This is a genomic window from Stenotrophomonas sp. GD03930 (assembly GCF_029839665.1).
Taxonomy (GTDB): domain Bacteria; phylum Pseudomonadota; class Gammaproteobacteria; order Xanthomonadales; family Xanthomonadaceae; genus Stenotrophomonas; species Stenotrophomonas forensis.
Map to the genome: position 1 here is coordinate 1,071,184 of NZ_JAOCAV010000001.1, position 12,383 is coordinate 1,083,566.

At 68.5% G+C, this 12,383-nt stretch carries 11 protein-coding genes; 2 read left to right on the forward strand and 9 right to left on the reverse strand.

Translation table 11 applies throughout. The features are described from left to right. Window positions 1-3 precede the first annotated feature (3 nt). Entirely contained in the window at window positions 4-1,299 is a 1,296-nt protein-coding gene (locus N5C18_RS04975; RefSeq protein WP_164241549.1) for a heme biosynthesis HemY N-terminal domain-containing protein, read from the forward strand. 154 nt (window positions 1,300-1,453) lie between these two features. On the opposite strand, the gene N5C18_RS04980 is transcribed toward N5C18_RS04975, so the two are convergent. Then, a complete protein-coding gene (locus tag N5C18_RS04980) occupies window positions 1,454-2,749 on the reverse strand; it encodes an acetyl-CoA C-acetyltransferase (RefSeq protein ID WP_152908679.1) in 1,296 nt (431 codons plus the stop codon). A gap of 93 nt (window positions 2,750-2,842) precedes the next feature. On the opposite strand from N5C18_RS04980, the gene N5C18_RS04985 reads away from it, so the two are divergent. Next, window positions 2,843-3,730 carry a hypothetical protein gene (locus N5C18_RS04985; protein WP_040006724.1) on the forward strand — a complete coding sequence of 296 codons (888 nt, stop codon included), beginning with the start codon at window positions 2,843-2,845 and terminating at the stop codon, window positions 3,728-3,730. Between the two features lie 122 nt (window positions 3,731-3,852). Here N5C18_RS04985 and N5C18_RS04990 read toward each other — a convergent pair whose 3' ends face one another. The 8 genes from N5C18_RS04990 to N5C18_RS05025 all read right to left on the reverse strand — a co-directional run bounded on the left by N5C18_RS04990 (window position 3,853) and on the right by N5C18_RS05025 (window position 12,380). Further along, the gene (locus N5C18_RS04990; RefSeq protein WP_053508964.1) at window positions 3,853-4,467 is read right to left on the reverse strand and encodes a superoxide dismutase family protein; all 615 of its coding nucleotides are present in this window, start codon (window positions 4,465-4,467) and stop codon (window positions 3,853-3,855) included. Window positions 4,468-4,498: 31 nt separating this feature from the next. Further along, the gene (locus N5C18_RS04995; protein ID WP_014035519.1) at window positions 4,499-5,068 is read right to left on the reverse strand and encodes a superoxide dismutase family protein; all 570 of its coding nucleotides are present in this window, start codon (window positions 5,066-5,068) and stop codon (window positions 4,499-4,501) included. Between the two features lie 93 nt (window positions 5,069-5,161). Next, window positions 5,162-6,610 carry a nitrogen regulation protein NR(I) gene (gene ntrC, locus N5C18_RS05000; protein WP_279943972.1) on the reverse strand — a complete coding sequence of 483 codons (1,449 nt, stop codon included), beginning with the start codon at window positions 6,608-6,610 and terminating at the stop codon, window positions 5,162-5,164. Beyond that, on the reverse strand, window positions 6,603-7,664 hold the full coding sequence (locus N5C18_RS05005) for an ATP-binding protein (protein ID WP_279943973.1): 1,062 nt from the start codon (window positions 7,662-7,664) through the stop codon (window positions 6,603-6,605). The genes ntrC and N5C18_RS05005 overlap by 8 nt, the downstream gene beginning before the upstream one ends. A 115-nt stretch (window positions 7,665-7,779) precedes the next feature. Further along, the gene (locus N5C18_RS05010; protein ID WP_053508968.1) at window positions 7,780-9,825 is read right to left on the reverse strand and encodes a TonB-dependent receptor; all 2,046 of its coding nucleotides are present in this window, start codon (window positions 9,823-9,825) and stop codon (window positions 7,780-7,782) included. Between the two features lie 182 nt (window positions 9,826-10,007). Beyond that, entirely contained in the window at window positions 10,008-10,322 is a 315-nt protein-coding gene (locus N5C18_RS05015; protein ID WP_008268793.1) for a hypothetical protein, read from the reverse strand. Between the two features lie 83 nt (window positions 10,323-10,405). Continuing rightward, window positions 10,406-11,572 (reverse strand): MltA domain-containing protein, encoded by a 1,167-nt coding sequence (locus N5C18_RS05020; RefSeq protein ID WP_053508994.1) that lies wholly within the window; start codon window positions 11,570-11,572, stop codon window positions 10,406-10,408. Between the two features lie 67 nt (window positions 11,573-11,639). Continuing rightward, window positions 11,640-12,380, reverse strand: a complete 741-nt coding sequence (locus tag N5C18_RS05025; protein WP_279943974.1) for an N-acetylmuramoyl-L-alanine amidase — start codon at window positions 12,378-12,380, stop codon at window positions 11,640-11,642. Window positions 12,381-12,383: the final 3 nt, after the last annotated feature.

Sequence of the window (12,383 nt, forward strand, 5' to 3'; positions counted from 1 at the left end):
CGCATGAAACCCCTGCAATCCCTGGTCGTGCTGTTGCTGGCCGTGGCCATCGGCGTAGTCGCCGCGCAATGGCTCGGCGCCGATGACCTCAACCGTTTCGGCGAAGTGATCCTGCGATACGGCGGCTACGACTACCACAGCAACCTGCCGAAGGTCGCGTTGCTGGCGGTGATTGCGGTGCTGGTGCTGTGGCTGCTGTGGAGCCTGATTGCCGCACCGTTCCGGGCCTGGGGCCGTTACCGCCGCAAGCAGGGCCGGGTGCGCCTGATCGACGGCCTACAGGCTTACGAGCACGGCCAGTGGCAGCGTGCGGAGAAGCTGCTGGACGGCGCCGCCAAAGACCCCGAAGTGAGCGCAGTGGCGCTGGCCAACGCCGTGCGCAGTGCGCAGGCACGGGCCGACGGCCCTGCCGGCGAAGCACTGCTGCAGCGCCTGGGCGAAAGCGATGCCACCCTGCAGGCGCTGCTGCGTGCAGAACAGCTGCTGGCGCGTGATCTGCCGGTGGATGCGATCAACGCGCTGGACGTGGCCGCGATCCAGCCGCTGCCGCCGCGTGGCCTGTGGCTGCGTACCGAGGCACTGGCGCAGGCCGGGCGCGCACACGAGGCCTATGGGCAGCTGGGCGCGCTGCGGCAGAGCAAGGTGCTGCCGACCGATGCCAGCAGCGAACTGGAAGCACGCCTGGCAGCGCAGGCGCTGCTGGAAGCGGCCGACGTCAACGCGCTGGCCGCGCAGTGGGAAGCCACGCCGAAGGCACTGCGGCCGACGCCGGACGTGGTGGGCGCCTATGCCAGCCGAGCGGTGGCCCTGAACTGGGATGAGCCGGCACTGCTGGCGCTGGAACAGGCGCTGGACCAGCGCTGGGATGATGAACTGGTGGCGCTGTATGGCCGCCTCCCGGCCGAGCGCCTGGCCACCCGACAGGCCAACCTGCAACGCTGGCGCAACGTGCATGACGGCTCGGCCGCGCTGCGCCTGGCGCAGGGCCGCGTAGCACTGGCGCAGCAGCAGTGGGATGCCGCCGACGCGTTCCTGCATGAGGCGATCGCCAGTGGCGCCGGAGCACCGGCATGGGAAGCGCTGGGTGAACTGTTCGCACAGCGTGGCGAGCACGCACTGGCCGCGCAGTGCCTGGCCAATGCGCTGCGCCTGCAGCGCGGCGAAGACAGCGTGGCGCTGGTACGCGGCAACGAAACGCCGCTGCGTGCCACGGTGGAAGAGCAACCGATTGCGGTGCAGCCGCCGGTGTATGACGCCAACGAGGAGCGCGACGAATTCGGCAACCCGCGGTTGCCCTGATCGGTAGTGCCGGCCGCTGGCCGGCATCCACCGGCGAATCTGGCACCGTGCCAAGCAAGCTTGGCACCCACCAGAGCAACCATCCGGGCAACAACAAAACGCCGCCCATCGGGCGGCGTTTTTGTTGTTAGATCCACGCCATGCGTGGATGCGATCAGCGTTCGACGATCGCCACCACGCCCATGCCGCCGGCGGTGCAGATCGAGACCAGCGCGCGGCCGCCGCCGCGTTCGGCCAGCTGCTTGGCGGCGGTGGCGATCACGCGTGCGCCGGTGGCGGCGAACGGGTGGCCGGTGGCCAGCGATGAACCCAGCAGGTTGATCTTGTCCGGGTCGATGCGGCCCAGCGGTGCATCCAGGCCCAGGCGGTTGCGGCAGTAGTCCTCGCTCTCCCACGCACGCAGCGTGCACAGCACCTGCGCGGCGAAGGCTTCGTGGATCTCGTAGATGTCGAAGTCCTGCAGGGTCAGGCCGTTGCGCTTGAGCATCTCCGGCACGGCAATGGTCGGTGCCATCAGCAGGCCTTCGCCATGCACGAAGTCCACCGCCGCCACGTGCGCATCGCGCAGGTAGGCCTGCGGCTCGTGGCCGTGCGCGCGCGCCCATTCTTCGCTGGCCAGCAGCACCGCAGCGGCACCGTCGGTCAGCGGCGTGGAGTTGGCGGCGGTCAGCGTGCCGCGGCCGGACACCTTGTCGAACGCCGGCTTCAGCGTGGCCAGCTTTTCCAGCGAGGTATCCGGGCGCAGGATGTTGTCACGCTCGACACCACGGAACGGGGCGATCAGGTCGTTGAAGAAGCCGCGCTCATAGGCCGCGGCCAGCTTCTTGTGCGAGGACACCGCCCACTCGTCCTGCGAGTCGCGCGAGATGTTCCATTCCTTGGCCATGTCCTCGCAATGGTCGCCCATGCTCTTGCCGGTGCGCGGCTCGGCCACGCCCGGGAATTCGGGCTTCAGTTCGGAGAACTTGAAGCCGGAGGTGAGCGCGCGGATCTTGTCGCCGGTGCTCTTGGCACGGTTGGCGGCCAGCAGGCGCGCGCGCAGCTTCTTGCCGTACACGATCGGCACATCGGAGGTGGTGTCCGAACCACCGCCGATGCCCGATTCGATCTGGCCCAGCGCGATCTTGTTGGCCACGGTGATGATGCTGTCCAGCGAGGTGCCGCAGGCGCGCTGCAGGGTGATGCCCGGGGTCAGCGGCGACAGGCCGGAGGACAGCGTGGCTTCGCGGCCCAGGTTCCAGTCACTGGAGTGCTTGATCACCGCACCCATCGCCACTTCACCGAGCTGCTGGCCGTGCAGGCCGAAACGTTCGACCAGCGCGCCCAGCGTACGGACCGACATGCCGAGGTTGCCGACATCCGAATACGCGGTGTTCTGGCGGCAGAACGGAATGCGGACGCCACCGAGGATGGCGACGGGACGAGCGTTGGGCATGGAGATACCTGGCATGGATGAGGGTGTCTGCAACATGGCCTGCACGACGGAGCAGGCATAATGGAGCCAAGTGTAGCTGCCGCCCTGTGATGGGCCAACCGTGGAACCATGAGCAAACCCGACCCCGCGATGAATGCCCTTGGCGTGCTGGCCCTGGAACTGGCCGGCGGCGAAATCCCCCGCCAGGCGGTACTCAGCGCCGAACAGGCCGGTGAACTGGCCGAACGCGTCGGCCGCGACCTGTCCAAGCTGGTGCCGCAGGTAGCCGAGCTGGACCTGGTGTTCGCCGCCGCGCATTTCGACCCGGCCGAAGTACTGCGCCCGGGCTGGCCAATCCACCGCCGCCTGGAAGAACTGCAGATGCGTGCGCCGGGCCGCAACCAGGGCCCGCGCCTGCTGGCGTTCGGCACCGACGCCAACGGCGACGTGCCGCTGCCGTTCCAGGCCGATGCCAGCCTGGTGGGCGGTGGCCTGCGCGTGGTGCCGTTCCTGCTGACCGGCAGCGATGTGGCCACCACCAACGCGGTCGCCAATGCGCTGGAAGAAACCCTGCTGGCCAACGGCATGGCGCACGCCGACACCGCATTGATGGCGCAGAACACCTTCGGTGCCCGCATCGAGCATGCGCGCTATTTCACCGTGAACGACCTGGCTGCGATGATGTCGATGCAGTACGACAACCAGGGCCTAGCCGCGCTGTGGCCACTGATCGAGACCGCGATCATGGCACCGGGCGAGGACGAATGGCTCAACGCCGCGCCCGAGCCGCTGCTGCGCTACACCCATGGCGAGGCGCGCATGGCGCTGTTCGATCCCGCCGGTTGGTGCGCGCACTACAACCACAGCAACAACGACTGTGACCGCCTGAAGGGCATCTACGAGCAGTTCCTGATGCGCCAGCGGCAGATGGCCGCGGTGCTGGAAGCGCACGGCGTGCCGGTGCTGTTCGTGCACTGCGAGGCCGGTCAGGACGCGCGCGAGCTGCTGGCGCGCTGATGGGTGGTGCCGGCCGCTGGCCGGCAACCCTTGGATCTGCGATTGCCGGCCAGCGGCCGGCACTACCGATCAGGAAAAACGCCGGCTTGTGCCGGCGTTTTCCGTTTGCAGCAAAAGCGTACTTACGGCGCCTTCTGGATCACCGCACACGCCAGGCGCGCGCCGGCATTGCCGGTCGGCTGGGTCTTGTAGTCGTCCGCGTCGGCGTGGACGATCAGGCCGCGGCCGATGATGTCGAAGTCATCACCCTTGCCGATGTTGACGTTGCTCGATACTGGGCCATCGATGGTGGCCACGCCCTTGTCGTCGGCCTTGATGTTGGGCATGTCGCCGCCGTGGTGCGGATCGGTGGCGACGTTGCCGTGATCCTGGTGGCCCGGGTTGAAGTGGCCGCCGGCGCTCATGCCATCCGGCGCGCTGCAGTCGCCCTTCTCATGGATATGGAAGCCGTGCTCGCTGCCCGGCTTCAGGCCGGTGATCTGGCCGGTCACGTGGACCTTGCCGTCGACCAGCTTGAAGGTGACGCTGCCCTTGGCCCCGTTGCCCTGGGTCGGCGCCAGTTCGGCGGTGGCCGACGCATCGGCCGCCGGGGCGGAGGGTGCGGCCGGTTCGGTGGTGGCGCCCTCGGCCGGAGCGGCCGGCGGGGTTTCAGCCTGCGGCGCGGCAGGCTGCTGGCCGCAGGCCGCCAGGCCCAGCGCGGCGATGGCGGCAAACAGCGAAGTGTGGATCAGACGCATGCAATCTCTCCCTGGATGAAGCCTGCAGTGATCAGCGGACAACCCGGATCACGCCACAGGCGATGCGGACGCCGGCATTGCCGGCGGGCTGGCTGCGATAGTCGTCGGCGTTGGCATGCACGACCAGTGCACGTCCGGCGATATCGGTGGCGGCGCCTCCGCCAAGGGTAACCCCCTTGAGGTGGATATCGACGTTGGCGCGGCCCTGGGCATCGGCACGCAGGTTATCCATGTCGCCCAGGTGGTGCTTGCCGGTGCCGGCGCGGCCATGCGCGGCGCCACCGGGGTTGAAGTGGTTGCCGGCGCTGCTCGCATCCACCGCGCTGCAGTCGCCGCGCTCGTGGATGTGGAAACCGGCCTGCTGCATCGGCTGCAGGCCACCGATCAGGCCGGTGATGTGGATGCCGCCGGGTTCCACCATCAGCGCGATGCGGCCACTGACGATGCTGGCCGAAGCCGGCGACAGATTGGCCTCGGCCTGCTTCGCGGCGCTGACCACGGTCGGCGGCGGTGGGGTGGGCTCGGCCTTCTTCGGTGCACTGCCGCAGGCAGACAGCAGCACGGCGGCGGACAACGGCAGGATGGCAAAGGAAAGGCGCATCAAAGACTCCTTGCAGATAACACTAAGGACGGCATCGTCCATGAACGATCAACGGTTCGGCAAGCGGGCGCGAGGATCGCGTGCAGGGACCGTTCAATGGCTCCCTCGACGGCGCCCGGCGCCCAGCTTGCGGGTCAGGGTATTGCGGCCGAGGCCCAGGCGGGCAGCGGCTTCAGCGCGGCGGCCGTGGGTGATCTGCAGGGCGGCCTCCAGCAACGCATGGTCGACCCGCTCGCGCACCTGCGCATGCAGCCCCTCCACGCCTTCGGCCAGCTGCCGGCGTGTCCATTCAGCCAGCAGCGCTTCCCACTGCCCCGGGTCGGCTGCGTTGGTACTGCTGCGGCGGCCGCGTGCACGGTTCAGCGCGGTATCGACATCGGCCACGCCGATGGTGTCGGCAGCGGCCAGCGCGGCCATCCGCCAGCACACGTTCTCCAGCTCGCGCACGTTGCCCGGCCAATCGTGCTCGCGCAGCGCCTGCAGGGCGGCAGCGGTCAGGCGTTTCGGCGGTGTATCGAGCTTGCGTGCGGCGGCAGCCAGGAAGGTGCTGGCCAGCTGCGCGATGTCCTCGCGGCGCTCGCGCAGCGGCGGCAGCTGCAGGCGCACCACATCCAGGCGGTGCAGCAGGTCGGCACGGAACCTGCCCTGTGCGACCAACCCTTCCAGGTCCTGGTGGGTGGCAGCGACCACGCGTACATCGACGCGGATCAGCTCGCGGCCACCGACACGGAAGAACTCGCCCTGCGCCAACACGCGCAACAGGCGGGTCTGCAGCGGCAGCGGCATGTCGCCGATCTCATCCAGGAACAGCGTGCCGCCGTTGGCCTGCTCGAAGCGGCCGATGTGGCGGCGCTGCGCACCGGTGAAGGCGCCGGCTTCGTGGCCGAACAACTCGCTTTCCAGCAGTTCGGCGGGAATCGCCGCGGTATTGAGCGCGACGAACGGACCCTGCGCGCGTGGCGACTCGCGATGCAGCGCATTGGCCACCAGCTCCTTGCCGGTGCCGGTTTCGCCGGTGATCAGCACCGCCAGCGGCGCCTGTGCCAGGCGACCAATGGCACGGAACAGCGCGCGCATCGGTGGGGTATCGCCCACCAGTTGCGGTGGCTGGTCACTCGGGGTTTCGGCAGCGGGCGTGGGCGATGCCATGGCCGGTGCCACCGCCGGCAGCACGCGTTGCGCCAGCGCCACCGCATCGTCCAGGTCGAATGGCTTGGACAGGAATTCATGCGCGCCACCGCGGAACGCGCCGGCGGTGCTGGCCACATCGGTGTAGGCCGACATCACCACCACCGGCAGCTGCGGCAGTGCGGCCTTGAGCTTGTCCAGCAGCACCAGGCCGTCGTCACCCGGCATGCGCACGTCGGTGAACAGCAGGGCCGGCGGCGGCCCCTCGCCCAGCGCCTGCAACGCCGACGCGGCACTGTCGAAATCAACGACCTGGTAGCCCGCTTCGCGCAGCGCGGTGCACAGCACGAAGCGCACGGCGCGGTCATCGTCGACCACCCAGATGCGTTGTGCGGCAGTGGAGAAGTCAGACATCGCGCGGGGCCTCCTCGGCCGGGGCGGCGCCATTGCCGATCGGCAGCAGCAGGGTGAACACGGTATGGCCCGGGCGCGAGCGGTAGGTCAGCGTGCCGCGATGCTCGCGCGCCACCTGCTGGGCCAGCGCCAGGCCCAGGCCAGTGCCTTCGGCGCGGCCACTGACCAGCGGCAGGAACAGGTGTTCGGCCAGTTCCTCCGGCACGCCCCGGCCGTCGTCGGCGATCTCCAGGCGCAGCGCCAGCGTGTGCAGCTGCTCGGCGATGCGCACGCCATGCTCCACGCGGGTGCGCAGGGTGATGCTGCCGGCGCCGGCCTGGATCGCGTTGCGCACCAGGTTCCACACCGCCTGGGTGAGGCGGTCGGCGTCGCCGTGGAATTCGGGAATGCTGGGGTCGTAGTCGCGCTGCAGGCGTACTGCCCAGCCGGCCTCGTTCTCGGCCAGGCGCAGCACGCGCTCCAGCGCGGCATGGATGTTCAGTTCGGCATGCGGCGCGGCCGGGGCCGGCGACAGCAGCTGGTCGAGCAGACCGTTGAGGCGCTCGATCTCCGAGCCGATCAGCTCGATCAGCTCGCGTTCGCTGGCATCGCGCTGGGCCGCGCGGCGGGCCAGCAGCTGGGCCGCACCCTTCAGACCGGCCAGCGGGTTGCGCAGCTCGTGGGCCAGCCCCTTCAGCGCCGCGCTGAGCGCGCTGGGCAGGGCCTGGGTGGGATCGAGCCCAGGGAACTCATCGACCGGGTGCGCCTCCAGCAGCCAGCCGCCATCATCGCGGCGGCTCATCCAGCCCTCGGCGAAGCGCGGCGCCTCGCCGGGCACGGCCAGCGCCAGCCGGTTCAGGCGCAGGCTGTCGCGCTCATCGCGGTCCAGGAAATGGGCCAGTGCCTCGCCCTGCACTTCCAGTGCGGCCAAGGGCCGACCCAGCAGGCGTCGCGCGCTGACGCCCAGCCAGCGGGCAAAGGCCGGATTGCAGCCGGCAATGCAGCCGTCGGCGCCAGCCCAGGCCAGCGGCGTGCCCAGGGCATCGAGGGACGGCGGGGGTGCGGGGTCGGACATTGCACCAATGTAGTGCAAAACACGGGTTCGGGGTCGGGTCGGTTTCCGTCAGGAAAGGGCCCTGACCCCTGCCGCAGGGCGAACAAGCTCGTCCACTACCGGATATGTGGACGGGTCACAGCTTCATGTTGAGGCCGACGAACACGCTGCGCGCCGGGGCCGGAGAGAACATCGGGCGGGCGCTGTCCCAGAAGAAGCTGTCGTACCAGGCGTAGGCGTACTCGCGGCCGGTGACGTTCTTCAGTTGCAGATCCACGCTGAAGCGCGGGGTGACCTGGTAGGCCGCGCTGAGGTCGAGCACGGCGAAGCCACCGAACTTGCCCGCCACGTTGCGCTCCTCAAGGTAGTAGTCGCCCTGGGCACGCGCCTGCAGACCGAGGCGCAGCGCGTCGCTGGCGTGGTAGTCCACCCCCAGGTTGCTGATATGGCGCGGCGTGGCGGCCACTTCGCGGCCCTGCAGGGAAATACTGGCGTCACGGTCGTCGCGGGTGATCTTCGCTTCCTGGTAGGCGTGCGACGCCCATACCGTCCAGTCGTCGCCCAGCTGCAGGCTCAACTGCGCATCCACGCCGCGCCGGCGGGTCTTGCCCAAGGTGACCGTAGTGCCGGTGGCCGGCATGTTGGACACCTCGTTTTCCGCATCCTGCTGCCACACCGCCAGGCGCGCCTGGCTGCCCACGAACGGTTGGAACTTCAGGCCCAGCTCCATGCCGGTGTTGGTGGACGGCTGCACCGGCGCCTGCCCCGGGGTGAGGTAGGCCGGTGCAGTGGAACCGGTGAGCACCTGGAAGGTGCGGCCCCAGTTGGCGTAAACGTGGGTGGTGTCGCCCAGGCTGTGGATGACGCTCAGCTTCGGCTGGCCGATGGTGCCGTAGTCCTGCAGGCGGCCGCTGACGCCGTTCATCGGGTGCGTGCTGCCACTGAACCGGTCGATACGGTAGGCCGGCACGATTTTCCACGCCTCGGCGGGCTGGTAGATGGCCTGCACGTAGGCACCCCAGTTGTCGAAACTGTGGCGGTCGTTGTTCTGCACGCGCGCCGGCGCCTGGCTGAAATCGGTGGGCTCGGCGTAGGCGTAGCGTTCGCGGAGGTAGCCGTTGTCCTGCTGCTCGTAATTGAGGCCGCCTTCGACGGTAAGCGCGGGGCTGGCCTGCCACGTGAGCGTGCTGAGCAGGCCGGTCTGGCGTTCATCCCAGACGCGACGCTGGCGCGGCAGGTTGCCGGTGGGCAGGTCGCTGAAGGTCACGCGGCGGTCGTCTTCATAGCGGCTGTAGTACAGCCGCGTGCCGAAGGTGAGCGCGTCGGACAGCTTCAGGTCCACGTGCGCGGCGATCTGCCGCATGTCGCGGTCATCGCCATCGTTGCCGTTGCGCAGGTCGCTGCCACGGCGATGCGCGTGCAGTTCGTCAGCGGTCATGAAACCGGGTTCGTCGGCTTCGTGGTGGTACGCGCGCGCGGTCAGGCCCACGCGCATGCCGTCGTCCAGCGAGCCGTAGAACCATTTGCCACCCAGCGAGTACTTCTTCGAGGTGTCGTGGTCGCGGTAGCCATCGCTGGCCTGGGTGCCGACGAAGTAGTTCTGCGCGAAGCCATCCGCTTCGCGGCCCACAGCCAGCTGCGCGTCGCGGGTGTTGTAGCTGCCGTAGGCCAGCCGCGCATCGGTGTAGTTGCCGCCCTGGCGCGTGCCGAAGTTCACGTTGCCGCCGATGTTGTGCAGGCCGTAGCGCGGGTCGTTGGTCCCGCGCACCACTTCGATGTAGCTGATTTCCAGCGGGAACAGCATGTCGATGAAGCGCTGGTTGCCGCTGTTGACGTTGCTGGGGATGCCGTCGATGAGGGTCTTGATGGCGTTGAGGTAGCCCTCGCCGTTGAAGGCGCGGAAGCTGACCTTGCCCGATTCGGCCCCCTGCCGGGTTTCGGTGAGCTGGATGCCGGGCATCTGGCCGAGCAGTTCCCAGCTGTGCGAGACGTTGCGATCTTCGATCTGGTCCGCGCCCAGCACGTCCACCGAGGTGAGGACCTGGTGGGCGCTCAACTGGCCTTCGCCATGCTGGTGCACCTGCACCTTGCCGAGGGTGAGCGCGGCATCGGCGGACTGTGCGAAGGCTTCAGGGGCGAACGGGGCGGTCGCGAGGGCGGCCACCAGCGTGGAGGTTTTCATGGGGGATGGAAGGGCGCGGATGAAATGTAATCATATAACATTTCAAGCACGAGACCCGTAGAGTCGAGCTTGCTCGACTGCCGTAGCTCCTGGCAAACAGCAGTCGAGCATGGCTCGACTCTACAAGGGGGATAGGGCAGTCGAGCAAGCTCGACGCTACAAAAGCGGGGTGGAGCGGCGGCTTACACCGGGTAGCCGGTGGCTTCCCGGGCCTTCTTCCATGCGCTTTCGAATTCGCGCGCGGAGATTTCGTCGTCCTCGTCGAAATCCAGGAACGACACCGGCTGGTCGGCCAGCAGGAAGCGGTCGTCGCTGTGGGCATGCTCGTCGGCCCAGACCATCTTGGTGCCGTAGATCTCCACCTGGCGCACGATCTTCTCGCCACGCGCTTCCATCAGCACGTTGCCCTTGCCCAGGCCCGATTCGGCCCAGTGCTTGTAGTACTTCTTGGCGGCGGATTTCGCGCCGGATCTTGCGTTGTGCTTTGCGTAGGTCATTGCAGGGGTCCTGGCCGCAGGTGCGGCCGGAAAGTTCGGAATGGCGCCATTATCAGGCATCCGGGGGTCAGATCCCTGCCAACCTACTGCGGCAGCGCTACGCCCTTCGGCCACAGCATCCAGATGTTGCCCTTCTGCTTCATGTCACCGGCCAGCTTGCCGGCGGCATCGCCACTGCCCCAGTACAGGTCCGCGCGCACTTCGCCGGCAATGGCGCCGCCGGTGTCCTGCGCAGCCACCGGGCGCACCACGGGCGTGCCGTCCGGGCGGGTGGTGGACAGCCACAGCAGGCTGCCCAGCGGCACCACGGTGCGGTCCACGGCCACGCTGTAACCGGCGGTGAGTGGCACGTTCAACGAGCCACGCGGGCCTTCCGGGCTGTCCGGGTTGCGCACGAAGAACACGTAGCTGGGGTTGCTGCGCAGCAGTTCCGGCACGCGCGCGGGGTTGGCCCGGGCCCAGGCACGGATCGCGTCCATGGTGACGTCTTCCTTCTTCAGTTGGCCCTGATCGACCAGCCAGCGCCCGATCGCACGGTAGGGATGACCATTCTGTTCCGCATAGGCCAACCGTACCTGCGTGCCGTCAGCCAGGCGCACCCGGCCCGAGCCCTGGATCTGCAGCAGTTGCAGGTCCATCGGATCGGTCAGCCAGGCCAAGACTGGCGCCTTGGCCCCTTTGCTGGCGATCGTGCCGGCGTCGTCATACGGCTTGAGTACCTTGCCGTCGACACGGCCGCGCAGGCGCTTGCCCTTCAACTCGGGATAGAGGCTGTCCAGCTGCACCACGACCAGGTCATCGGGCGTGCCGTACACCGGCACCGTCGCCTTGTCGGTGCGGGTGAGGCTGCCGGGGTAGATCGGCTCGTAGTAGCCGGTAATCAGCCCGTCGGCCTGGTGGCCGCCGGCACGCAGCGCATAGACATCAAGGTCGCGTTGCAGGAACTGGCGGATCGCGGCCGGGTCCTTGTCTGATACCGCGGCGGCGGTGGCGCAGGGCTTGGCCCAGACGGCGTCGTTCTTCAGGCGGGGGCAGCTGCTGCGCCAGGCAATGAAGCCGGCCTGCAGATCGGTATCGGAGACCGGGGGCAATGCGCTCCATGCGGCCTTGGCGTAGGTGGCCGCAGGCGGCGTGACCGGCGTCGGCGCTTCGGATCCGGTGCGGGGAGCGGTGGTGGAGCAGCCGGCGAGCACGGTCGCTGCCAACAGGGTCCAGTGCTTGCGCTTGAAGAAGGTGGCGGAATCGATCATGCCGCCATGGTGGCGGGCCGGCCGCTGGGCGGCAACCCAGCGTGGGGTCAAGCGTTCATGCGCGTGGTCACGGCATCTGCAGCAGCAGCGAGTGCAGGATGCGCAAGTCTTCAGCATCCAGCGTCTTCGGCAGGTCGTCGCGGCCACGGAAGCGGCGGTGGAAGGCAGCGACGGTGGCGTCGCGGTTGTCCAGCGGATAGCCAAAGCGGGCCAGCGCATTCCACGCGTCGAAGCCTTCCGGCGCAGCCCCGTCGGCCGCGCGCGGCCAGACGCCGAAACCGGCCTCGGCCAGCTGCTGCCACGGGAAGAAACGGCTCGGATCCTGCTTGCGCGTCGGCGCCAGGTCGGCATGGCCGATCACCTGGCGCGGCGGAATGTTCAACCGGGTGGTGAGATCGCGCAGCAGCACGATCAGCGATTCGATCTGCGCCGCGCTGAACGGGCTGCGGCCATCGTTGTCGAGCTCGATGCCGATCGAGGCTGAATTGAGATCGGTGATGGTGCCCCAGCGGCCGGCCCCTGCATGCCAGGCACGGCGCTCATCGGCCACCAGCTGGTAGCGATGGCCATCGGCGCCGATCAGGTAATGCGCACTGACCGGCCCGCCGCTGTTGGCGGTGCGCAGCGTATTCAGGCTCTGCTGCACCGATTTCTGTTCGGTGTGGTGGATGACGATGATGACCGGCGTGCGCGCGTTCTGGTTGGGTGATGGCACCCAGGTGGCGAGCGGGTTGTGCTGCACGGGCGCGGTGGCGGTGCAGGCCGCCAGGGCCAGCAGAGCGCACAACAGCAGGCAGAGTCGGATCATCCT

What these genes read in the sequence shown, in the direction of transcription:
- N5C18_RS04975 (WP_164241549.1), top strand. Translation starts at nt 4, where the DNA reads ATGAAACCCCTGCAATCCCTGGTCGTGCTGTTGCTGGCCGTGGCCATC.
- N5C18_RS05025 (WP_279943974.1), bottom strand. Translation starts at nt 12,380, where the DNA reads ATGATCCGACTCTGCCTGCTGTTGTGCGCTCTGCTGGCCCTGGCGGCC.
- N5C18_RS04980 (WP_152908679.1), bottom strand. Translation starts at nt 2,749, where the DNA reads ATGCCAGGTATCTCCATGCCCAACGCTCGTCCCGTCGCCATCCTCGGT.
- N5C18_RS05015 (WP_008268793.1), bottom strand. Translation starts at nt 10,322, where the DNA reads ATGACCTACGCAAAGCACAACGCAAGATCCGGCGCGAAATCCGCCGCC.
- N5C18_RS04990 (WP_053508964.1), bottom strand. Translation starts at nt 4,467, where the DNA reads ATGCGTCTGATCCACACTTCGCTGTTTGCCGCCATCGCCGCGCTGGGC.
- N5C18_RS05020 (WP_053508994.1), bottom strand. Translation starts at nt 11,572, where the DNA reads ATGATCGATTCCGCCACCTTCTTCAAGCGCAAGCACTGGACCCTGTTG.
- N5C18_RS05005 (WP_279943973.1), bottom strand. Translation starts at nt 7,664, where the DNA reads ATGTCCGACCCCGCACCCCCGCCGTCCCTCGATGCCCTGGGCACGCCG.
- ntrC (WP_279943972.1), bottom strand. Translation starts at nt 6,610, where the DNA reads ATGTCTGACTTCTCCACTGCCGCACAACGCATCTGGGTGGTCGACGAT.
- N5C18_RS04995 (WP_014035519.1), bottom strand. Translation starts at nt 5,068, where the DNA reads ATGCGCCTTTCCTTTGCCATCCTGCCGTTGTCCGCCGCCGTGCTGCTG.
- N5C18_RS05010 (WP_053508968.1), bottom strand. Translation starts at nt 9,825, where the DNA reads ATGAAAACCTCCACGCTGGTGGCCGCCCTCGCGACCGCCCCGTTCGCC.
- N5C18_RS04985 (WP_040006724.1), top strand. Translation starts at nt 2,843, where the DNA reads ATGAGCAAACCCGACCCCGCGATGAATGCCCTTGGCGTGCTGGCCCTG.